The organism is Prevotella communis (assembly GCF_022024115.1).
In the GTDB taxonomy this organism is placed as follows: domain Bacteria; phylum Bacteroidota; class Bacteroidia; order Bacteroidales; family Bacteroidaceae; genus Prevotella; species Prevotella communis.
Genome location: NZ_CP091792.1, coordinates 612,184 through 633,617 on the forward strand (window position 1 = coordinate 612,184; position 21,434 = coordinate 633,617).

General features: G+C 51.6%; 17 protein-coding genes and 1 riboswitch. Of the genes, 4 read left to right on the forward strand and 13 right to left on the reverse strand.

Annotated features, from left to right (window positions below; all coding sequences use genetic code 11):
* Positions 1-169: 169 nt before the first annotated feature.
* Positions 170-505 carry a hypothetical protein gene (locus tag L6468_RS02450; protein ID WP_237794786.1) on the forward strand — a complete coding sequence of 112 codons (336 nt, stop codon included), beginning with the start codon at positions 170-172 and terminating at the stop codon, positions 503-505.
* Positions 506-748: 243 nt separating this feature from the next.
* On the opposite strand, the gene L6468_RS14735 is transcribed toward L6468_RS02450, so the two are convergent.
* The 4 genes from L6468_RS14735 to L6468_RS02470 all read right to left on the reverse strand — a co-directional run bounded on the left by L6468_RS14735 (position 749) and on the right by L6468_RS02470 (position 4,120).
* Positions 749-2,848 (reverse strand): hypothetical protein, encoded by a 2,100-nt coding sequence (locus tag L6468_RS14735; protein ID WP_284438410.1) that lies wholly within the window; start codon positions 2,846-2,848, stop codon positions 749-751.
* A 60-nt stretch (positions 2,849-2,908) separates the two neighbouring features.
* Entirely contained in the window at positions 2,909-3,094 is a 186-nt protein-coding gene (locus L6468_RS02460) for a hypothetical protein (protein WP_237794788.1), read from the reverse strand.
* Between the two features lie 243 nt (positions 3,095-3,337).
* Positions 3,338-3,754 (reverse strand): PIN domain-containing protein, encoded by a 417-nt coding sequence (locus tag L6468_RS02465; RefSeq protein WP_237794795.1) that lies wholly within the window; start codon positions 3,752-3,754, stop codon positions 3,338-3,340.
* A gap of 3 nt (positions 3,755-3,757) precedes the next feature.
* Complete coding sequence (locus L6468_RS02470) at positions 3,758-4,120, reverse strand: hypothetical protein (protein WP_237794797.1); 363 nt, start codon at positions 4,118-4,120, stop codon at positions 3,758-3,760.
* 366 nt (positions 4,121-4,486) lie between these two features.
* Here L6468_RS02470 and L6468_RS02475 point away from each other — a divergent pair, with 366 nt between their 5' ends.
* A complete protein-coding gene (locus L6468_RS02475; protein WP_237794799.1) occupies positions 4,487-5,353 on the forward strand; it encodes a DUF4886 domain-containing protein in 867 nt (288 codons plus the stop codon).
* On the opposite strand, the gene thiD is transcribed toward L6468_RS02475, so the two are convergent.
* From thiD to clpB, 9 genes are all read right to left on the reverse strand, one after another.
* Entirely contained in the window at positions 5,350-6,102 is a 753-nt protein-coding gene (thiD, locus tag L6468_RS02480) for a bifunctional hydroxymethylpyrimidine kinase/phosphomethylpyrimidine kinase (protein WP_237794801.1), read from the reverse strand. The two genes, L6468_RS02475 and thiD, sit on opposite strands and share 4 nt — an antisense overlap.
* Positions 6,093-6,629 carry a thiamine phosphate synthase gene (locus L6468_RS02485; RefSeq protein ID WP_237794803.1) on the reverse strand — a complete coding sequence of 179 codons (537 nt, stop codon included), beginning with the start codon at positions 6,627-6,629 and terminating at the stop codon, positions 6,093-6,095. The genes thiD and L6468_RS02485 overlap by 10 nt, the downstream gene beginning before the upstream one ends.
* Positions 6,626-7,759: a 2-iminoacetate synthase ThiH gene (gene thiH / locus L6468_RS02490; protein WP_237794805.1), complete on the reverse strand. Its 1,134-nt coding sequence runs from the start codon at positions 7,757-7,759 to the stop codon at positions 6,626-6,628. Before thiH ends, L6468_RS02485 begins: the two co-directional genes overlap by 4 nt.
* Positions 7,760-7,764: 5 nt before the next feature.
* Positions 7,765-8,565: a HesA/MoeB/ThiF family protein gene (locus L6468_RS02495; protein WP_237794807.1), complete on the reverse strand. Its 801-nt coding sequence runs from the start codon at positions 8,563-8,565 to the stop codon at positions 7,765-7,767.
* A gap of 20 nt (positions 8,566-8,585) precedes the next feature.
* On the reverse strand, positions 8,586-10,172 hold the full coding sequence (gene thiC / locus L6468_RS02500; protein ID WP_237794809.1) for a phosphomethylpyrimidine synthase ThiC: 1,587 nt from the start codon (positions 10,170-10,172) through the stop codon (positions 8,586-8,588).
* A gap of 27 nt (positions 10,173-10,199) precedes the next feature.
* Positions 10,200-10,973 carry a thiazole synthase gene (locus L6468_RS02505; RefSeq protein WP_091814331.1) on the reverse strand — a complete coding sequence of 258 codons (774 nt, stop codon included), beginning with the start codon at positions 10,971-10,973 and terminating at the stop codon, positions 10,200-10,202.
* Entirely contained in the window at positions 10,966-11,586 is a 621-nt protein-coding gene (locus L6468_RS02510) for a thiamine phosphate synthase (RefSeq protein WP_237794811.1), read from the reverse strand. The genes L6468_RS02505 and L6468_RS02510 overlap by 8 nt, the downstream gene beginning before the upstream one ends.
* 5 nt (positions 11,587-11,591) lie before the next feature.
* Complete coding sequence (gene thiS, locus L6468_RS02515) at positions 11,592-11,789, reverse strand: sulfur carrier protein ThiS (RefSeq protein WP_091814326.1); 198 nt, start codon at positions 11,787-11,789, stop codon at positions 11,592-11,594.
* Positions 11,776-11,878: riboswitch (TPP riboswitch) on the reverse strand. It overlaps the preceding gene by 14 nt.
* Positions 11,879-12,111: 233 nt before the next feature.
* Positions 12,112-14,658 (reverse strand): ATP-dependent chaperone ClpB, encoded by a 2,547-nt coding sequence (gene clpB, locus L6468_RS02520; RefSeq protein WP_237794813.1) that lies wholly within the window; start codon positions 14,656-14,658, stop codon positions 12,112-12,114.
* A 221-nt stretch (positions 14,659-14,879) separates the two neighbouring features.
* Between clpB and L6468_RS02525 the strand changes: the two genes are divergently transcribed.
* Both L6468_RS02525 and L6468_RS02530 read left to right on the forward strand, forming a co-directional pair.
* A complete protein-coding gene (locus L6468_RS02525) occupies positions 14,880-20,372 on the forward strand; it encodes an alpha-2-macroglobulin family protein (protein ID WP_237794823.1) in 5,493 nt (1,830 codons plus the stop codon).
* Positions 20,369-21,430, forward strand: coding sequence for a DUF1573 domain-containing protein (locus L6468_RS02530; protein WP_237794825.1), 1,062 nt, complete (start codon positions 20,369-20,371; stop codon positions 21,428-21,430). Before L6468_RS02525 ends, L6468_RS02530 begins: the two co-directional genes overlap by 4 nt.
* Positions 21,431-21,434: the final 4 nt, after the last annotated feature.

The following is a 21,434-nucleotide window of genomic DNA, read 5'->3' on the forward strand; positions in this document are numbered from 1 at the left end:
GCCGCCGCTGCCGGCTGAACCGCCGTTTGCAGTCACAGTGCCGCTCTTGTAGGTCAGTGTGCCTGCGAAGGCTACACCGCCGTTGCCGCCGGTGCCGGCTTCCAATGCACCGCTGCCGCCGGTGCCGCCGGTGCCGCCGGTGGCAGTCACGGTAGCGCCACCCTGTACGATGATGTTGCCACTGATGGCTACACCGCCGTTGCTGCCGTCGCTGGCTTCCCAACCGCTGGCGCCGTTGTTTCCTTTCGCGCCGTTTACCACGAGCGTGCCGGGGCCTGTGACGGTGAGTGTGCCGCTGGTGATGTTGAGACCGTTGTTGATGGTGACGGTCACGCCGGTGGCGATGGTGACTTCCATGCTACCCGACACGGTTACTGCGTTGAGCGTCGCGTTCGACGAGTATGACGACGCGAGCTGGTCGGCCCATGCGCCCGTCGCGGCCGTGATTAGCAGCGCGAGCGTTAGTATTGTTTTTTTAATTTGTATCATAATCTTAATGTTTTAATGTTTCTATGTTCTTGATTCTATTCACTCTAAATATCGATTGTATTGACTACAAATGGAGTTTTTTGCCTCTGGGCGTGCTCTGTATTGACTGCAAAGCAAGTTTTTTGCCTCCAAGCGTGCTTCCGGACGACCCGAAAGCAAGTTTTTTGCCTCGGAGCGTGCTTCCGGACGACCCTGGACCATTTCCTTCATCATTTTCATCGCTCTATATATATAATATAATGTTCACGCGCGAGAGGGATTAGAACGCGAAGCAGGCGCGAACACGGAGGTCGTCGTCCACATATGTGTCGCCGTACCAGTAGGTAGCGCCACCGCTGAGGAACACGTCCCAGGTGTAGCTTTCACCGTTCGGCGTAGACGACCAGTAGTCGCCGTTCTCCGGCAAGACTGTGCCTCCGGCGGTAGTGATAGCAGAGTTCAGACCGCTGTAGCTTCCTTCGTTGCCGCCGTTGGCACTGAACATCTGCTTCCAATCGTCCTGGCTGGGCAGCTTCCATGAATTGCCGCCGATGGCAGTTTTGCCTTCGCATGTCGATTTAGCCGTAGCCCAATTCAACTTGCCTTCGTCGGCGAGGGCGATGGCGAGACTGCTACCGGCCGTGGCACTCTTGTATGCCACCATAGCCACAGCGGTCACACCCGTGGGCAGGTTGTCCTTGTCGGCTGCGGCGTATGCCTTGCCGTCGCTGCCAACAATTTCACCGACAGCGGAGGCAGAAAGGGCATGGCCCTCAGCAGCGGCAGGTGCCGCCGGGTCGTAGATAAGCGGGCTCTGAGCCAGATAGGTGTCGCCGCCGTTCACGGCAGCCTTGTTCTCCCAATACTTCGTGCCGCCGATGGTTACTGTGCCGCAGGTGGCATCATCACCGTCGCCCTTGCCAATACTGTAGGGAGCTTCCTCGCCCGCCGTGGCGGTCACCTTGGTCACAGTGTTGGCAATCGTGATGTTGCCGCAGACAACTTGAGCAATTCTACCATTACCAGTACCGATACCGGCAGCGTAGCCGCCACCTTTAGCAGTTATCGTTCCGCCCGTGATGATGATGTCGCCACAAGTTGCTTCACCACAATCGGAGCCGATGCCAGAGCCACCGTTGCCACCCTGTGCGGTGATGACGCCGCCCTCGATCCTGATATTGCCGCAGGTGTTGTTGGTGTTCGAATAACCACCGCCGATGCCCGCGCAATAATTTCCGCTTGTTACGTTCAGCACGCCCGTTGAGCCCTGGATGGTCAGCGTCGTATTAGCGTCGCCAATCGAGAGGGCAGGATAATCGGTACTCGTGCCGGTCAGCGTGTTCTTCGAGCCGTCCTTCAGGATGATGGTGGCGTCGCCCAAGCACTTGATGCAGTAGCCGTATTTGGTGATGTTCACGCCGTCGAGCGTCACCGTGGCGCCGGCGGCTATGGTCACTTTGCAGGATGTTGTCTCACCCGTCAGCACGTCGCCGTCCTGCGCCTCGTAGTCGGCCGTCAGCGTCGACAGGTCAACGGTCTTGCCAGCCGCCGGTGCCGCCTCGCTTGTAGCCTTCACGCCCTTCACCTTCAGGCGTCCGTTGTACTGCAGCGTCACGGTCTCCGAGCCGTTGCCCTTCAGTCCGCCGATGGGCAGCGCCTGGGCCTGGCCGTCGCCAACCTTCACCGTCCACTTGTCGGCATCCTTCACGCCGTCCTTCAGAGAAACGGTGTAGCCAGCGGCGGCGGCGGGAGCAGGGTCAGCGGGGGCGGCGGGAGCAGGGTCAGCAGCCGCTATAAGTTTGATGGCATAGACATTAAAATCCGCATCGTCTGAACCGCTGGTTCCATGAAGAAAAATGGAATACTCGTTGGTAGCAGTCAACGCAACTTCGGTATACCATGTGTTTTTTTGTCCGGATCCGATGATGTTGCCTGTCTTGCTGCCGTCCCTTAGTTCAATGTACCTAGAGGAATTTCTCTCATGATAAACAATAACCTTAGAAACTCCAGTAATTGAGAGCGTAATATTTTTCCCTTGGCCAGTTCCTTTAACAGAATAGCAACTCACAGTACTTGAAGTTGACACCCCCCCATTGTTGGGATCACCAGCTTTCTTATTAGAAGTTGAGGCAGACCCTCCCCAAGCGATAGCGCTGTGTGAAGAATACCCGGAGTTTGAGGCGTTGTAAACCTCATTCAGGATGATTACCTCGTCGGTAGAGGGCGCGTAGTAGTCCTGCGCCCACGCGCCCGTCGCCGCCGTCAAGAGCAGCGCGAGCAGAAGTAATAATTTGTTTTTGACCTGCGGTCGAAATTTCTCACGCTCGGCAAAGCTCAAGCCTGCTTGGCTTTGCTCTCTCTTAATCGAAATTTTACTCATAATTTTAAGTTTTAAATTGTTATTAATTAGGTTATAAAAATATATTATTATTCGGTTCGTCTACCCCTTCCCTTCGCCTTCTATCTCCGTGTCCATGTCCTGGATCACGTCCTTCAGGTCGCGGTTCTCGTCGGTGAGCCGGTTCAGCCGGTCGTCCTTGCTGCCGATGGCATAGCCCATGCAGCAGCACAGGATGGTGAGCAGCGCCACCACCCCTACGAGTGTTAAGATCATAATGTTTGTCATGTTCATTAGGTTATAGTTTTCGGGTAAGTATTATGTTCTGTTGGCAAAGTTAATAAAAATCTGCGAAACATGCAATAGTTTTTGGCCTGAAAGTGAAGTTTTTGTAAATTCTGCCACTGTTTTTTGTAAATTCTGCCACTCCGCGGGGGCGGGGCATCAAAGCCCCTAAATAATAATCCCTCCGCATGGAGTGTGCGGAGGGAGTATAAACGAGCGCGACATGAAGCCAATGCTCTCGAAATTCTATTTTTTGCTTCTGTCTATCCAGTTCTCAATTCTTAAACCGGGTATGCGGCTGAAGTGTTTTACGTTGTCGGTGACGAGGATGAGATCCTCATGCAGCGCCGTGGCACCGATAATCAGGTCCATGCTGTCGATGCGTTGCCCAGCGCGTTCGAGCTGCCAGCGAATGTCGCCATACTCGCGCATGCAATGACTTGTGGAATACTGTTCAAATAGGTTCTGAATCTCTATCACGTCGTCGAAATGCTCCGGACGGCCCGACTTGTAGGCGCCGAAATAGAGTTCGCCGATGGTGAGGTCGGAAATCTTGCATTCGCTTACTCCCACGCGGCGGATTTGCTCCACCACGGCGGGGTCTTGCTTGATGAGTGCGATGCAGATGCAGGTGTCTAGCAGATAGGTTCCTCGTGTCAGCATGGCTTACCAGGTTTCAACGGTTCGTGAATTCTCGCGGCTGCTGCGCAGCTCATCGGCTATCTCTCTCGCAGTGCCTTCGCCCCCCCAGTCCTTATGGAACTTGGCCAGCGCGGCATCAAGCTTGTCGTCGTCCATCGTCGCCCATGCTCCGGCAAAGTCGTCGACAGTCACCTGTTTGTCTTCGCCTGCAGCATGAGCCTTTTTGGCTGCAGCAGCCCAGCCTTTGCGGGCGGCAACGCCAGACTTCTTGTTCTGGGCTACAACCAGTCCCTTTACATACGCAATGATCTTCTTCATAGCCGTTTCGCTATCAAGCAGCGGATTCATCTCGCGGAACAGTTCTTCACGTAGTTCTATTGCTGTCATAATCGTTGTTTTTTATATGTTTCTGGCTGCAAAGATACATATTTTCCGCGATATTCAGTCGCCTGCGGCGAGAAATCTTACAAATCGTACCAAATCTCAAAAAATTTTTTATCTGTTTGCCTATGCGTTACATAAGAGAGCCGAGGTTAAATTCCTCGTCCTGGCCGGGCGCAGCGGCTACCGTAGCTACAGCACCTTCAGTCTGGCCTTCAAGCAGTATACGGGCTTCAGTGTCACCAACTGGATGTATAAGGAGTCTGGGAGTTTTTTTCTATGATTATCATGAATTCCTAGGGAAAAGTCTTCGCTTAATCGAAAATTTGGAGTACCTTTGCAGCGTTGTTTGAAAAAGGATAAAGAGAAGACATGAAAAGGCTATATTTATTTTTACTTTTATCGTTGATTGTTGAGGCCGCGAGCGCGCAGGTAAAGGATACGCTGAGAGTGCTGGCCATTGGTAATTCATTCTCTGAGGATGCTGTGGAGCAGTATCTGTGGGACTTGGGTAAGGAGGCCGGCGTGACCTTTGTCATCGGTAATGCCTATAGAGGGGGATGGAGCCTGATAGGGCATTGGAATGATGCCCGTTCGCTGGCGGTGAACACGGAATATCGTAAGGTGACCGACGGCAAGAAGGTGAACCGGGGAAAATATACGCTACGGGATATTATCACTGATGAGCCATGGGATGTGATTACCCTGCAACAGGTGAGTCAGGATGCTGGTCGCCTGGAGAGTTATGAGCCGGGACTAAGTCTGATGATAGGCTATGTGAAAGCGTTGGCGGTGGACTCTGTCCGACTGGGTTTCCAGCAGACGTGGGCCTATGCAGAAGACTCTGAACATAAGGGTTTTGCGAAGTATAACTATAACCAGTTTGTGATGTATTCCAGCATTACCGCTGCCGTGGAGAAGATGATGCGTAACCATCAGTATGACCTGCAGTTTTATATTCCTACGGGCACTGCCATACAGAATGCAAGAACCACGGTGCTTGCCACGGCAAGCACAAAGGATAATATCGTGAATCGTGACCTGACACGCGACGGTTACCATCTGAATCTGACGATGGGACGTTATATTGCTGCTTGTACTTGGTTTGAGAAACTCACGGGAAAGAGTTGCGTGGGCATGAAGACGCGTCCGAAGGGACTGGCAAAAGGACTGGCTGTAATTGCCCAGAAGGCAGCGCATGCTGCAGTGCTGTCGCCGGCGTCTGTTACGCCGATTTAAGGAGTTAAAGGAGTTAAGAAAGGATGTAATGGCCCGTTGCCGTGGCCGATGGAAATGTTGGCAGAACGGCGGATGGCGGCTGTGATGAAATCCTTTGCTTGAGATATGGCCTTGGGTAATGAGTTGCCCAGGGCCATATTTGATGCTATGGCAGATGACAGGGTGCAACCGGTGCCGTGGAGGTTGCTGCTGGCAATCTTCTCTGTGGTGAACTCGCTGACGGTGCCATCGGACATTATGAGACGGTCTGTCATCTGCGTGGACTGGGCATGGCCACCCTTCACCAGAAAAGCGGTGCAGGGATGTTCCAACTGATCTTTCAGTCGATCGGCCTCTGGAAGATTGGGGGTGACGAGTGTGCAGAGGGGGAAAAGCTGCTCTGCGATATAGTTGATGGCATCGGACGACATGAGCTGATAGCCACTGGTGGAGATCATCACGGGGTCGTAGATAATGGGAACTTGTACCTCTTTTAGTGCTTCAACTATGACCTGAGCTACGGCCTTATCGGGTATCATGCCAATCTTGATAGCTGAGAGGTGAAGATCGCTGAGGACGGCGTGTAACTGTGAGGCTACGACGTCGGGTGGAACAGACATGGACGACTGCACACCCAGCGTGTTTTGCGAGGTGAGAGCAGTGATAACGGTGGCACCATAGCAGCCATGGGCCGTGATCACCTTGAGGTCTTGTTGGATGCCGGCACCGCCCGAGGGGTCGCTACCGGCTATGGTCAGTACTATTTCCATGCGTCGCCGAGGATCATGGCTCCTCCGAAGCCCATTTGTTTAACTTCTTCAATCTTACTGAATGTGACACCCCCCAGTGCCATCACGCGCTCGTCAATAAGACCCTGTAGGCGTGCTTCTTCAATCTGTTTGCAGGTAAATGCGGCATGATAACCTTGCTTTGAGATGCTGTCGAAGATGGGGCTCAGACTCATATAGGCATACGACTGCTTTCTGGCCTCAGCCAACTCCTTGAACGTGTGGCATGAGATGCTCACGGCGCCCGTCCAGTCTGCCGGCGGATTGGGATTGCGTCTGTTGAGATGCACGCCCCTCAGTCCGTATCTCATCGCCAGGGGATGGTGGTCGTGAAGCACCAGTCGAGGGTAGAGCACTGCCGGCAGGTCGCACAGCAATTGCTCTACCTCATACTGGCTGGATTGAGGTTTACGGATATGTATCAGGTCGGCCTTCCCACTGGTGAGCAGGGCGGTGATACGCTCGGCCTCGCCAGCAAAGAAGTCGGGTTTTGTGAGAACAATAATCATATGCACTTCTTAAATAGGTCGAACGAGGCATCCCAGTCTTTCCATACAGGTTCGCGTCCTAGTTCTTTGAGGCGGGCATTGATGACCTTGGCGGTGCGCTCGTCGCTCACAGTGAACTGCTCCAGCGCCTGGGGATAGGTGTGATAGCCGCCAGGGTTGACGTGGCTCTCGGCCGACATGGTGGTGACGCCCAGCGTGCACATGTTGTCGCGGATATAGGCCGGCTCACGGGTAGAGTAGGAGATATCTACGTCGTGGTCGAAGATACGCATGGCAAACGTGGCCTGCGCCAGTTCGCGGTCGGTCATAAAGCAGTTGGGCTGGAATCCTTCGTTCTGCGCAGGGCGCATGCGGGGAAAATTGATGGAGTACTTGGTGCGCCAGTAGTGCTTCTGCAGATAGCGCAGGTGGTGGGCCATCATGGTGACATCCGTGCGCCACTCTTTCTCTAATCCAATCAGCACACCCATGCCGATAGAGTGTACACCGGCCTGACCCATGCGGTCGAACCCGTCGCAACGCCACTCAAAGCGGCTCTTCATGCCACGTGGGTGGTACAGCTGGTAGTGATCGCGGTTATAGGTCTCCTGGAAACAGATCACGCCATTGAGGCCGTGGTGGGTCAGTTCCTTGTATTCCTCCATCTTCAGTGGCATCACCTCTATCTTGATATTCGAGAAATAGCGCTTGGCAATATCAATGGCCTTAGCCAGATAGGGCACACCGGCCTTGGCGGGATTCTCGCCCGTGACGAGCAGGATATTCTCGAAGGGTGCCAGTTGTTTGATGGCACGATATTCGTCCTCAATCTGCTCGGGGGTGAGGATAGTGCGTGCCATGGGGTTCTCTCGATGGAAACCGCAATAGACGCATGAGTTGGAACAGGAGTTGGTGATATAAAGGGGAATGAACATCGACATGGTGCGGCCGAAGCGCTCCTCAGTATATTTACGCGAAAGGCGTGCCATCTGTTCCAGGTATGGCTCGGCAGCAGGCGAGAGCAAAGCCATGAAATCGTTGATGTCACAGTGGCTCTTTCCTAAGGCGCGGCGCACGTCGGCATCGGTCATTGAGGCGATACGCTCTGTGGTCTCATCCCAACTGATATTTTTTAGTTCGTCGGAAAACATATTGTTTATTTTGATTTACAGGGTTGGAAGGCATATTCCTTCAGTTCATGAATGGTTGGCTCTATGCCGCAGAGGGCACAGTCGGAACGCTGGGCGAAGTCGAAGCGCTGCCACTGCATCGAGAGGGCATCGAAGGTGAGAAGACTATTGGTGAGCAGATTGCCCACGTTAGCAAGATATTTGATACACTCGGTGGCCTGAACGGTACCCAGCATGCCGGCGATAGAGCCGAGCACACCAACGGTGGCGCAGGTCTCTACGTCCTCTTTGGCGGGTGGCTCGGGAAACAGACAACGATAGCAGGCTGAGCCGGGCACATGGGTCATCAATTGTCCGCTATAGCGACTGATGCCGCCCATGGAAAAGGCCTTTCCTAACATTACGCAGGCGTCGTTGACCAGATATTTCGTGGCGAAATTATCGGTGCCGTCGATGATGAAATCGTAGGGACGTATCAGTTCGAGGGCATTGGCCTCACTGAGATAGGTCTCGTAGGTCTCGACCTTGACATCAGGATTGATGGCCTGCATGCGCTCTTGGGCTACCTCCACCTTGGGACGTCCTACGTCGGGTGTGCTGTGAAGTACCTGTCGCTGCAGGTTGGTGATGCTGACGGTGTCGCCATCCACAACACCGATGGTACCCACACCTGCAGCCGCCAGATAGAGGGCAACTGGTGAACCCAGTCCGCCTGCCCCTACCAGCAGCACCTTCGACTGCAATAATCGCTCCTGTGCATCGAGGCCGAAACCATCGAGAATGAGGTGGCGATTGTATCGCCTGCATTGTTCACGAGAGAGTTCCATTAATGTTTAATGTTTAATCTTTAATGTTTAATCTTCCTCAGGTCGTGCGTCAGTTTGGCTGCGCAGAAGTTGGGGCCGCACATGGTGCAATACTCCCCGTCGGTGTGGCCTGCCTCGGTGAAATACTGCAAGGCTAATTCGGGGTCGAGCGAGAGATGGAACTGGTCGCGCCAGCGGAAATCGAAACGGGCTTTCGACAGGGCATTGTCGCGGATAGTGGCTCCGGGATGTCCTTTGGCCAGGTCGGCGGCATGGGCCGCTATCTTATAGGCAATGATACCTGCGCGTACATCATCTTTATTAGGCAGGGCCAGATGTTCCTTGGGGGTGACATAGCAGAGCATCGCAGTGCCCAACCATGCTATCTGGGCGCCACCGATGGCGCTGGTAATATGGTCGTAACCAGGGGCTATGTCGGTGACGATGGGGCCGAGGGTGTAGAAAGGTGCCTCGTGACATTTCACCAGCTGGCGCTCCATGTTCTCGCTGATTTTGTGCATGGGTACATGGCCGGGTCCCTCGATAAAGGCCTGCACATTTTTCTCCCACGCACGCCCCACTAGTTCACCCATGGTGTCGAGCTCGGCAAACTGAGCGGCATCGTTGGCATCGGCAGTACAGCCAGGGCGCAGTCCGTCGCCAAGCGATAGGGCTACATCGTATTTCGCCACGATATCACAGATATCATCGAAGTGCTCGTAGAGGAAACTCTCCTTGTCGTGCAGCAGACACCACTTACTCATGATGCTGCCACCGCGACTCACGATGCCGCAGAGACGACTGTCGGCCAGATGTACGTTGTGGCGACGGATGCCGGCATGGATGGTGAAATAGTCAACGCCCTGCTCGCACTGTTCGATGAGCGTGTCGCGATACACTTCCCAGGTGAGGTCTTCTACCTTGCCGTCCACTTTTTCCAAAGCTTGGTAGATGGGGACTGTGCCCACAGGAACAGGACAGTTGCGCAGAATCCATTCGCGTGTCTCGTGGATATTATTACCAGTGGAGAGGTCCATCAAGGTGTCGCCACCCCATTTGCACGACCAGACAGCCTTGTCCACCTCTTCATCGATAGAGGATGTGGTGGCTGAGTTGCCGATATTGGTGTTAATCTTCACCGCGAAGTTTCGACCGATAATCATCGGTTCGCTCTCGGGGTGATGGATATTGGCGGGTATGACGGCACGGCCGCGAGCCACCTCGTCGCGCACAAACTCGGGGGTGATATGGCTCTTGATGCCCAGTGCCTCGCAGTTCATGTTTTCGCGGATAGCCACATACTCCATCTCGGGAGTGATGATGCCGGCCTTGGCACATGCCATCTGGGTGATACCCTGCCCCTTTGCCGCACGGTCGTTAATCCACTGCTGGCGCAGGTGGGGCAGACCTTTCTTGAGGTCAACCTGATAGTTGGGGTCTGTGTAGGGACCACTGGTGTCGTAGATATACACCGGTTCGTTCTTCTCTGTATGGGTCTTGCCATTGTCATCCTTCGTCACCGTAGGGGTGAGGTTGACCTTGAGCATACCGACCTTCAAATCAGGGTATATCTTACCCTGCATATAGTATTTCTCACGCTGAGCGTAAGCCTTGTGATCGTTGATCATTATAGATTAAACATTAAAGATTAAACATTAAACATTAAGAAATGCGGTCAATGGGCTTGACGCCTCGGCACTGTCGGCAATGGCTCCAAGACCAGCCTCATAGGCTTGTCGGCCGGCGATGACGGCCTGACGGAAGGCATCGGCCATCTTAACGGGGTCGCCTGCCACGGCAATGGCGGTATTGACTAAGACACAGTCGGCACCCATCTCCATGGCCTCGGCAGCATGACTAGGCGCTCCGATGCCGGCATCAACGACTACGGGCACGGTGGCCTGGTCGATGATAATCTGCAGGAAGTCCTTCATGCGCAGACCTTTATTGGTGCCGATGGGGGCGGCAAGGGGCATCACCGTGGCAGCACCGGCCTCTTCGAGATGCTTGCACAGTGTGGGGTCGGCCTGACAATAGGGAAGTACCACGAAACCGAGTTTTACCAGTTGCTCGGTGGCTTTCAGCGTCTCTACAGAGTCGGGCAGCAGATAGCGTGGGTCTGGGTGAATCTCCAACTTGAGCCAGTTGGTGCCGAAGGCCTCGCGTGCCATCTGGGCGGCAAAGACGGCCTCCTCGGCATTACGCACGCCAGAGGTGTTGGGCAGCAGTTGGATGTTGGGGAATTGGGTGATGTGGGTGAGTAATTCGTCATCCTGATCGTCAAGTTCTACTCGCTTCATGGCAACGGTCACCATCTCCGTGGCAGAAGCCTCGATGGCGCGCGCCATCAGTTCGTTGTTATTGAACTTGCCTGTGCCTAAAAAAAGGCGAGAGCTAAACTCCCGCCCTGCAATAATTAGTTTACTCATGATTAATGATGTTTATGATGTGTTTCATTTCTGCAATGGGGTCGTCGGCACGCAATACGGTGCCACTCAGTGCAATGCCCGTGATACCTGTCTGGAGGATGGCGGGGATGTCGTCTTTGGTGATGCCGCCAATAGCCACCACGGGAATCGTGATATTGGCAGCACGCAGTTTTCTGATGATTTGACGATAACCGTCAAGTCCCAGGACAGGGGCCAGTTTCTGTTTGGTGGTGGTGAAACGGAACGGGCCGCAACCAATATAATCGGCTGAGGCTTCGTAGTGGGCTTTTGCTTCCTCGAAGGTGTTGGCTGTGCCACCGATGATGAAGTCGGGCCCTAAAATCTGTCGGGCCTCACGGATAGGCATGTCGTTCTTTCCCAGGTGCACGCCGTCGGCCCCCAGTTCGCGTACCAGTGCCACACGGTCGTCGATGATAAATTTGGCTCCATAGGCACGGCAAAGCTTTTGGGCTTCGACAGCTATGGGGCGTACCTCATCATCGGTAGCATCCTTCATGCGCAGTTGTATCCATCGACAACCGCCCTCAAGAGCCAGTTGGATGGAGTCCAGATAACTATAACGCTCGGAATAGTGGGAAATAAACTGTACCATCTGCCTTACCCCCCGCATGCTGCTTTGATAATAGTGATACATGCGCCTTCCTGAAGAGGTGTGTCGTCCCAGGTGCTACGTGGTTTCAACTGATTATCGATGGCGATTGCCACACCTTTGGGCGGCAACTGCAGTTGGGTGGCAAGCTCTGATATAGTAGAGGCTTGCGTCTCGTGTTGTTTGTTGTTAATATTAATTTTCATATTTCTTTCCTCCGACGGCATTACCCGCGTCAGGTTCTATGGGTATTTTCTCAGCTTTGGCACATGCCTCAGCACCCCGAATATTTGTTTTTGCGCTGCAAAAGTACAGATTTTATTTTAATCTGACAAAGAAAACTGGAACTTTTTTTATGGAGAAAACTGGCAAAATATCGCCATATAGCTGAAATCATGAATTCACTCGAGTGATTTCATGATTTGAGCTAACTCAATCGATGAAATCACTCGAGTGAAGATTTTGGGGTCCCGGAAAACTCGAGGCGAGTTTTTCCGGGACCCCAAAAATAATTGTCGTGATAATGATTTAATTCCTGAAGACCAGGCCGTCGCCGAAGGAATCCACGATGATGGGCTTCTCGCGATTCACCTCGTCGGCCAGCAGTTTCTTCGACAGGTCGTTGAGCAGATACTGCTGGATGGCACGCTTCACAGGTCGTGCACCATAGTCGGGATCGTAGCCTTCCTGTGCCAGCCAGTCGATAGCCTGTGGGGTGACCTCCAGGGTGAAGCCCTGTGGCTCAAGCATCTTCTGGACACGTGTCAACTGTAGTTTGACGACATCGGCAATCTCCGCCTTTGACAGTGGTGTGAAGGTGATAATCTCGTCGATACGGTTCAGGAACTCAGGGCGCATAGTCGCGCGGAGTTGTTCGCGTGTGGCATTCGAGGTCATGATGATGATCGTGTTCTTGAAGTCGGCCGTACGTCCCTTGTTGTCGGTAAGTCGTCCGTCGTCCAATACCTGTAAGAGGATATTGAATACATCGGGGTGTGCCTTCTCGATCTCATCGAAGAGTACCACGGAATAGGGCTTGCGGCGTACAGCCTCGGTGAGCTGACCGCCCTCATCATAGCCTACATAGCCCGGAGGTGCACCAATCAGGCGGGAGACCGTATGCTTCTCTTGGTATTCCGACATGTCAATACGCGTCATCATAGTCTCGTCATTGAAGAGATATTCTGCCAGCGTCTTGGCAAGTTCAGTCTTACCCACACCAGTGGTACCTAAGAAGATAAATGAAGCGATAGGACGCTTAGGGTCTTGCAAACCGGCGCGACTGCGGCGCACGGCATCAGAGACGGCTGTGATGGCCTCGTTCTGACCGATGACGCGACGATGGAGCTCCTCCTCGAGGTGGAGAAGTTTCTCGCGCTCGCTCTGCATCATACGGGTGACGGGGATACCTGTCCAGCGTGATACTACCTCGGCGATATCATCGGCGGTAACCTCCTCGCGGACCAGTCTGGTACCCGACGGAGATCCGTCGGGAGTAGTGGCACTGTCCAGTTGGCGCTGGATGGCGGCGATGTCGTCCTCAAGGGCCTTTAGCTTGGAGTAGCGTATCTCAGCCACCTTACCGTAATCGCCTTCGCGCTCGGCACGCTCGGCTTCCAGTTTGAGATTTTCCATCTCTTGCTTGTCTTGCTGAATCTTGTTGATGAGCTGGCGTTCGCCCTCCCACTTGGCGCGGAAATCGCGCTCCTGGTCTTTGAGCTCGGCAATCTCGCGGTCAAGCTGCGAGAGCTTATCCCCAGCGGCCGAACCACTGGGCACGGAAGCTTCGCGCTTGATGCTCTCGCGCTCAATCTCGAGCTGTGCCAGGCGGCGCGTAATCTCATCGAGCTCCTCGGGCAGACTGTCGCGCTCCATGCGGAGTTTGGCGGCGGCCTCGTCCATCAGGTCGATGGCCTTGTCGGGCAGGAAACGTTCGGTGATATAACGCTCGGAGAGTTGCACGGCAGCGATACAGGCATCATCCTGAATACGTACCTTGTGGTGGTTTTCATAGCGCTCCTTCAAACCACGAAGGATGGAAATGGCAGAGAGTTCATCAGGCTCGTCAACCATCACAGTCTGGAATCGACGTTCCAGGGCCTTGTCCTTCTCGAAATACTTTTGGTATTCATTGAGGGTGGTGGCACCGATGCTGCGCAACTCGCCTCGTGCCAATGCAGGCTTCAGGATGTTGGCGGCATCCATGGCACCCTCGCCCTTGCCGGCACCAACGAGCGTATGAATCTCGTCGATGAAGAGGATGATACGTCCGTCAGAAGCTGTCACCTCGTTGATAACGCTCTTCAGGCGTTCCTCGAACTCGCCCTTGTATTTCGCACCAGCCACCAATGCACCCATATCCAGCGAGAAGAGTTGCTTGTCCTTCAGATTCTCGGGCACGTCGCCACGTACGATACGTTGGGCCAGACCTTCAACGATGGCTGTCTTACCTGTACCGGGCTCACCAATCAGGATGGGGTTGTTCTTTGTGCGGCGCGATAGAATCTGCAACACGCGACGAATCTCGTCATCACGTCCGATGACGGGGTCGAGCTTACCTTGACGGGCCAGGTCAACGAGGTTTTTAGCATATTTCTCCAGCGACTGATAGTTGTCGTCAGCGCTCTGACTCTGCACACGCTGCCCCTGACGGAGTTCGAGGATAGCCTGACGCATATCCTTCTCGTTGGCACCCGCGTCTTTCATCATACGACTCACGGTGGAGTTGACGATTAAGAGAGCCAACAGAATTGGCTCACACGAAACGTACTCGTCGTTCATCTCGTGGGCAAGGTCTTCGGCTTTCTGCAGAACCTTCTGACTGTCGTTTGAGAGATAGGGTTCGCCACCTTGCACACGGGCCAGATGCTGCATCTCCTGTGAGACCAGCATGTTGAGTTGCTGGACGTTGACACCCAGTTTCTGGAAAATAAATGTGGTAATGTCTTGCGCCTTGTCCATCAGGGCCTTGAACAGATGCACGGGCTCAATGGACTGCTGACCGTTTTGGCGGGCCATGTTGACGGCCTGCTGTACGGTTTCCTGCGCCTTGATAGTGAATTTGTCGATTGTCATAGTTAACTCCTTTCTTATTTGTTTTGTTTCTGATGACAGGGCATCAAACAGCGTGCCGTCTGCTAAAAACATGACAATTTGACGGAAAGTGATGACAGAACGTCGGTTGCGCAAATCCGTAAAATGCGTTAAACTTTCCTATTTTAGGGCAATTTTGGAGTAACGAAATATGGATTGTCAGATTTTTTTTATATCTTTGCTTTCTAAAACAATGTTCGCATATGAAAAAGATTGCATTAGCCGTTATATGGATGATTCCAGCGTTTTTGTTTGGACAGTCGTATGAGTCTTTGTGGAAACAAGTGGAAGATGCCTTGAACAAGGATCTGCCGCAGACGGAACAGCAGGTGCTACGCCAGATAGCAGCCAAGGCAGAGAAAGAAAAGAATTACGGACAATTACTGAAAGCAGAGTTGGAGGCCGGTCAGGCATGTACTTCGGTGAGCCGTGACTCGCTGAAGCCTGTTGTAGAGCGTTTGCAGCAGCGTGAGGAGCGTGCAAAGGATCCTGTGTTGCGTGCTGTTTATCAGACCGTGCTGGGTTCTATCTATGAAAGAAACTACTTTCTTGGCGAGAATCACAGAGAGATTGCCAAGCATTATTATGATATGGCATTGCAGCATCCGGAGCAGTTGGCTGCGGTGAAAGCTGATAGTTTCCGGCCATTTGTGAAGGAAGGCGAAGACAGCCGCATTTATAGTGGTGACTTGCTTAGCGTGATTGGTTATGAAACTAAGCATTATGATGTGTTGCGTGATTATTATCTGAAGAAAGGTAATCGTGTTGCAGCGATGATGAGTAGTTTGGAATGGCTCATGCAACAAGCACCTTATGACGACGAAAAGTCAAGCTGGTCTCCTTTTTTTGCACGTTTGGACTCGCTGGCTGAGGCTTATGCTGACCTGCCGGAGACGGGCGAGGTGGCAATTCGTCGTTATGGACTCATGGAGGAGAATGCTCAGGTCTCGGCAAAAGAGAAATGGGAATATATAGATGTTGCCTTGAAACACTGGGGTACATGGGACCGAATGAATGAATTGCGTAATAAGCAGAAGGAGCTAAAGTCCTTGAATTATTATACTTGGGCGCATGAACCGGTATTGCCTCATAGGGAAATAACCGTAGGAATAGGTGATATCCGTGGTATTTCTAAGCTTACTATGCGTGTCTATCGCGTGAATGCCACCGCCATGGATCTGAAAGATATTGATCCGAACAAGGAAAATGACTATCGGAAAATCAAAGGAAGATTGACGGAGAAACCAGAACTGACACAGGTGCGAACCTATGGTGGCAAGGCTCCCTATGAACAATTCAATGATACCCTGAAGTTGTCGGCTTTGCCCGTGGGTGTCTACATGGTAGAGGTTGAAACCTTGCCAAGTATGAAGAAGGTGGAGCGTAGTTTCTATTACGTTAGCAACCTGCGTGTGCTGTCTCAGCATCTTTCCAAAAGTAAGACTCGCTATGTGGTTGTAAATGCGACCACAGGACAGCCCGTGGGTGGTGCCAAACTACGTTTTAATTCGAATGGAAAGATTGTCACCCTGACCACCGATAGTAAGGGTGAGGCTGTTAGCGAGACTGGTAGTTTGCGCGTCACAGAACTCTTTGTTACTACTGACGATGATAAGGCTTGCGCGGAGATGAATCATTATGGCTATTTCACGTATTATAAACAACAGGAAATGAGAGAGGAAGCCAGAATCTTTACTGACCGTTCCATCTATCGTCCTGGGCAGGTTGTTCATGTGTCGGTCATCCTTTATAAGACAGAGAAGGGCTTCCAACATAGTGTGCGTAAAGGTGAGAAAGTACAGGTTACCTTAGAAGATGCTAATGGAAAGGAGATTGGAAAAGAGTATGTAACTACTGATGATTATGGTACTTGTTCCGCACAGTTTACACTGCCACGCAAGGGCTTGACAGGACAATACTGCGTACGAGTGGATCGTGTAAGCAACTGGTTCCGTGTGGAAGAATATAAGCGCCCAACTTTCGAGGTGGAGATGCCAAAGGTGACGGTTGACTATAAAGATGGTGATACGCTACAGGTGAAAGGTATAGCCCGTACTTATGCCGGAACACCAGTACAGGGTGCCAAAGTGAAATACACGGTGGAGCGTACCAGGCATCAATTATGGTGGCGCTATTCGTATTATTGGAATCAGATCACTATTGGGGAGGATGACGGTACTCACATGATGGCAGAGGGTGAGGTCGTTACTGATGCTAATGGACACTTTACGATTCCTACCCCTATGGTATTGCCCATGACGAAATATGCCATGCTATATAATTTCGAGATTGATGTGGATGTGACAGATCAGGCGGGTGAGACGCATTATGCCGAGCTGTCGTTACCGTTGGGTAACCGCAAATCGATGTTTCTCATTGATTTACCCACAAAGATACTGAAAGAGGATGGGGGTAGTATGACCTTTATGATGCAGAACTCTGCTGGTGTTGATACGGATGCGAGTGTGCGCTATCGTGTGGATGGTGGCAGATGGAATACTGTCAAGACCATGACGAAATGTCCTCTTGCCAAGGGACAACTGAAGGTGGGTAAGCATACCGTGGAGGCCATCTGTGGTGAGGATTCCCTGAAACGTGAGTTCGTGGTGTTCTCGCTCGATGATAAACGACCTGTTGCTGAGACAGACGATTGGTTCTATGCTTCAAGTAATTATTTCCCTAATGATGGTACGCCTGTTACCGTACAGGTTGGATCGTCAGCCAGCGATGTACATGTGGTTTATACTATTCTTTCGGGCGACAGACTAATAGAAAGCGGTTCTGCTGACCTGACAAATGAACTGTTGAATCGTAAGTTTACATACAAAGAGGACTATGATAATGGTATCCTGATAAGTTTTGCATGGGTGAAGGAAGGTAAATCCTATGTTCATGATATTTCTATTGAACGTCCAAAACCGGATATGAATCTGAAACTGCAATGGCAGACTTTCCGCAACCGATTGGAACCTGGACAAAACGAAGAATGGACGCTAACCATCTTAGGCCCAGACGGGAAACCCGTCAAGGCGCAGCTGTTGGCTACGCTTTATGATAAGAGCCTGGATCAGTTGACTCCCCACGAATGGTCTATGAGTGTCAATAGACGATTGCCATTGCCTCAGACAAGTTGGTTCTTCTATGATTGCAGATTTGAAACTCCAAATGCTTCTTGGACAGAGTCATTACTCAAGGTGCGTCAACTGACATTCAATCGTTTCGATCATTCTATCTATCCTGATGCTTCAAGTTTCAGAAGGGGTGTCTATATGACAAGGAACACCCGATTGATGGGAAGCTTGGCAAACAGAGCATCAGAAATCTCATATGGCACACAGACGCCAGCTCCGAAGGAGTTCGCAGGTATGGCAATGGCAACGGTAGATGAAAGTCTGCAAGGTCGTATTGCTGGGATGGATATCTTAGAAACGAAGGAATCGGTAGCGGATAATCTTGTTGGGATGAACGTGTCTGACAAGCAGAATGGAATTGAGCAGATGCAGATGCGAGAGAATCTGCAGGAGACAGCATTCTTCTATCCGCAACTGCTGGCTGATAGCGAAGGACGGGTGTCGATGAAATTCACTTTGCCAGAGTGCCTGACCACCTGGCACTTCATGGGCTTGGCTCATACACAGGATATGAAGACAGGAACATTGACTGACGATGCTGTAGCTAGGAAAGAAGTCATGATTATACCTAATATGCCTCGTTTTGTGCGCGAGGGTGACATGGCCACTATCTCGGCCCGTATTCTGAATACTAGTGAGAAGGCTATCATCGGTAAAGCTCGTCTGGAATTGCTTGATCCAGAGACCATGCAGGTGGTGTCTGCTCAGGAGCAATATGTTCAAGTGACGGCTAATGGCACTAGTGCGGTAACCTTCACTTATGACAGTCGTAGCACCTCTTACACTCTGCTGGTTGCTAAGATGATGGTTAGTGGCGAGGGCTTTAGCGATGGTGAGCAGCACTATCTGCCCATTTTACCTAATAAGGAGCGTGTCACCGTAACGGTACCTTTCACACAGACGGAACCTGGGATAAAGACGATAGACTTGTCTGCCTTGAAAGATAAAACGAATAGTCAACTGACGTTAGAGTATACCAATAACCCAGTCTGGCTGATGATTCAGGCCTTGCCCACGGTGGGTCATCCTCACGATAACTGTGCTATCTGTCAGGTATCAGCTTTTTATGCCAATGCTATAGGGCGCCATATTCTGAAGCAGAACCCGCAGACAAAACATATCTTTGAGACTTGGAGTCGTGATGAGGTTTCGTTGCAGAGCAGTCTGCAGAAGAATCAGGAACTGAAAGACCTCGTACTTGATGAGACACCTTGGCTGGCTGATGCTAATCGCGAACAGGAGCAGAAAGAGCGACTGGCTGATTTCTTTGATGAAAACCTGATACAACAGCGGCAGAATAGCTCTTTAGATAACTTGCGTCATTTGCAACTTGCTGATGGCTCATGGAGTTGGTGGCCTGGTATGGATGGGTCAATATATATGACGGTTGAAGTCAGCGAGATGCTGGTACGTCTGAACCAGATGACCACTACTCAAGATGCTACCAAACAAATGCTCACCAGGGCTTTCGACTATATGGGGAAAGAGATGGTGAAGATGGTTGATGAGATGAAGAAGGATGCCAAGAAGGGATGGAAACCAACCTTCCCCAGTCACATGGTACTACAGTGGCTTTATATTTGTGCGCTCGACGGTCGGCAGTTACCTGCCAACGTGAAAGAGGCTAATAACTATCTCATCCGTTTGTTGAAGAAAGAAACAACTAATCAAAGCATCTACGACAAGGCGATGTCGGCTATTGTTCTAAATAATAAGACGTATATCAAGAGCCTGAAAGAATACACGGTTTATCGTGAGGATATGGGACGCTATTACGATACGAACCGTGCCCTCTACTCATGGCGTGACTACCGCATCCCCACACAGGTGGCTGCTATCGAGGCTATCAAGCGACTGACGCCTGAGGATACCAAGACCATCGAGGAGATGCAGCGTTGGCTGTTGCAGGAGAAACGTACACAGGCTTGGGATACGCCCGTGAATAGTGCCGATGCTATTTATGCTTTCCTGAATGGCAATAGTGAGTCACTGAAAGCGCAACCGAAGACTGTGCTGAAGGTTGACGGTGAGGAACTGCAGACATCACAGGCTACGGCAGGTATCGGTTATGTGAAGACTACGATGAGTGGTGACAACAAGCAGACCTTCACTGCCGAGAAAACCTCTACAGGAACCTCATGGGGTGCTGTCTATATGCAGTATATGCAGTCTGTTAGCGATATCGAGGCGCAAAACAGCGGCATCAAGGTGAAGCGCGAGATATTAAGTGCGGCAGCAAATCTCAAGGTGGGCGACCGCATCAAGGTACGCATCACCATCGAGGCCGACCGTGACTATGATTTTGTGCAGGTTGTTGACAAGCGTGCTGCCTGCATGGAACCGGTGAACCAGTTGAGCGGTTATCATTGGGGCTATTATACAACACCGAAGGATTGTGCTACAAATTATTATTTCGACTTGCTTGCTAAGGGTAAGCATGTCATAGAGACGGAATATTATATCGACCGCGCGGGAACATACGAGACAGGCACCTGTACTGCCAGTTGTGCTTATAGTCCTGAGTTCCGTGGTGTCGCTAAATCGCAAACTATAAAAGTAGAATGAAGAAGACTTTAGTAATAATAGGCCTTTGTATGGCCTCTCTGATTGTATCTGCGCAGAGAGTGCAGGTAGATAAGTCAACGGTTAATGTCGGAAAGACGGGGTTTGAGGTGCCTGTCACGGCGACGTTTGAACTGAAAAATAGAAGCGGACGTCATCTGACTGTTACAAGTGTGAAACCGGATTGTGGATGTACCAAGGTGGAATACCCTAAGAAGAGTGTAGGTGGCGGTGAGACATTCAAGATTTCGCTGACCTATGACGCCCGTATGCTGGGACATTTCCGCAAGCAGGCTGCTGTCTATGTACGTGGCTCTAAGAATCCCGTATGGCTGACCATGGAGGGTGTTGTCCTTGAGGACTGGAAAGACTATAGCAGGATGTATCCCTATAAGTTTGGTAATATCCTGGCTGATGTTGACAATGCGGAGTTTGATGATGTGAATAAGGGTGACCATCCGGAGATGGTTGTCAATATTATTAATAATGGTACGGAAACGGTGGTGCCGAATATGCTTCATTTGCCGCCATATCTCTCGGCTTTTGCTGTGCCGGAGAAGTTGGAACCGGGGAAGACCGGTAAGCTGACGTTGACACTGAATTCGCAGCATCTGAACAGTTTTGGACTGACACAGACCACGATTTACCTGGCGGAGCAGTTGAGCGACAAGGTGAGCAGTGAGACGGAGTTCCCTGTCTCAGTGGTGTTGTTGCCTAATGCAACGCTTTTCGAAGGAAAAAACAAACAGTATGCGCCCCGACTGGAGTATTCCACCGACTCTATTGCTTTGGGAATGGTGGGCAAAAGGAATGTGAAGAAGGGGGTTATCACCTTGGCAAATAAGGGCCGCGTGCCTTTGAAGATATCATCGCTACAGATGTTTACAAAGGGCATGAAAGTGACGCTGGATAAGAGTGAACTGCAACCTGGTGAGTCCACGAAGTTGAAGGTCGTGATAGACAGGGATCAGGTACTGAAGGCTCGTCAGCGTCCGCGTGTGCTGATGATTACCAACGACCCCGACCACTCCAAGGTGGTTATCAAAGTGAGTGTGAAATAATTAT

Bases quoted from the DNA above. Each gene is read 5' to 3' on its own strand.
- L6468_RS02450 (WP_237794786.1), top strand. From the start codon at position 170: ATGATGTTGCCACTGATGGCTACACCGCCGTTGCTGCCGTCGCTGGCT.
- L6468_RS02485 (WP_237794803.1), bottom strand. From the start codon at position 6,629: ATGATTATTGTTCTCACAAAACCCGACTTCTTTGCTGGCGAGGCCGAG.
- L6468_RS02505 (WP_091814331.1), bottom strand. From the start codon at position 10,973: ATGAGTAAACTAATTATTGCAGGGCGGGAGTTTAGCTCTCGCCTTTTT.
- thiS (WP_091814326.1), bottom strand. From the start codon at position 11,789: ATGAAAATTAATATTAACAACAAACAACACGAGACGCAAGCCTCTACT.
- L6468_RS02465 (WP_237794795.1), bottom strand. From the start codon at position 3,754: ATGCTGACACGAGGAACCTATCTGCTAGACACCTGCATCTGCATCGCA.
- L6468_RS02530 (WP_237794825.1), top strand. From the start codon at position 20,369: ATGAAGAAGACTTTAGTAATAATAGGCCTTTGTATGGCCTCTCTGATT.
- L6468_RS02510 (WP_237794811.1), bottom strand. From the start codon at position 11,586: ATGGTACAGTTTATTTCCCACTATTCCGAGCGTTATAGTTATCTGGAC.
- L6468_RS02495 (WP_237794807.1), bottom strand. From the start codon at position 8,565: ATGGAACTCTCTCGTGAACAATGCAGGCGATACAATCGCCACCTCATT.
- clpB (WP_237794813.1), bottom strand. From the start codon at position 14,658: ATGACAATCGACAAATTCACTATCAAGGCGCAGGAAACCGTACAGCAG.
- L6468_RS02460 (WP_237794788.1), bottom strand. From the start codon at position 3,094: ATGACAAACATTATGATCTTAACACTCGTAGGGGTGGTGGCGCTGCTC.
- thiH (WP_237794805.1), bottom strand. From the start codon at position 7,759: ATGTTTTCCGACGAACTAAAAAATATCAGTTGGGATGAGACCACAGAG.
- L6468_RS02470 (WP_237794797.1), bottom strand. From the start codon at position 4,120: ATGACAGCAATAGAACTACGTGAAGAACTGTTCCGCGAGATGAATCCG.
- L6468_RS02475 (WP_237794799.1), top strand. From the start codon at position 4,487: ATGAAAAGGCTATATTTATTTTTACTTTTATCGTTGATTGTTGAGGCC.
- thiC (WP_237794809.1), bottom strand. From the start codon at position 10,172: ATGATCAACGATCACAAGGCTTACGCTCAGCGTGAGAAATACTATATG.
- L6468_RS02525 (WP_237794823.1), top strand. From the start codon at position 14,880: ATGAAAAAGATTGCATTAGCCGTTATATGGATGATTCCAGCGTTTTTG.
- thiD (WP_237794801.1), bottom strand. From the start codon at position 6,102: ATGGAAATAGTACTGACCATAGCCGGTAGCGACCCCTCGGGCGGTGCC.
- L6468_RS14735 (WP_284438410.1), bottom strand. From the start codon at position 2,848: ATGAGTAAAATTTCGATTAAGAGAGAGCAAAGCCAAGCAGGCTTGAGC.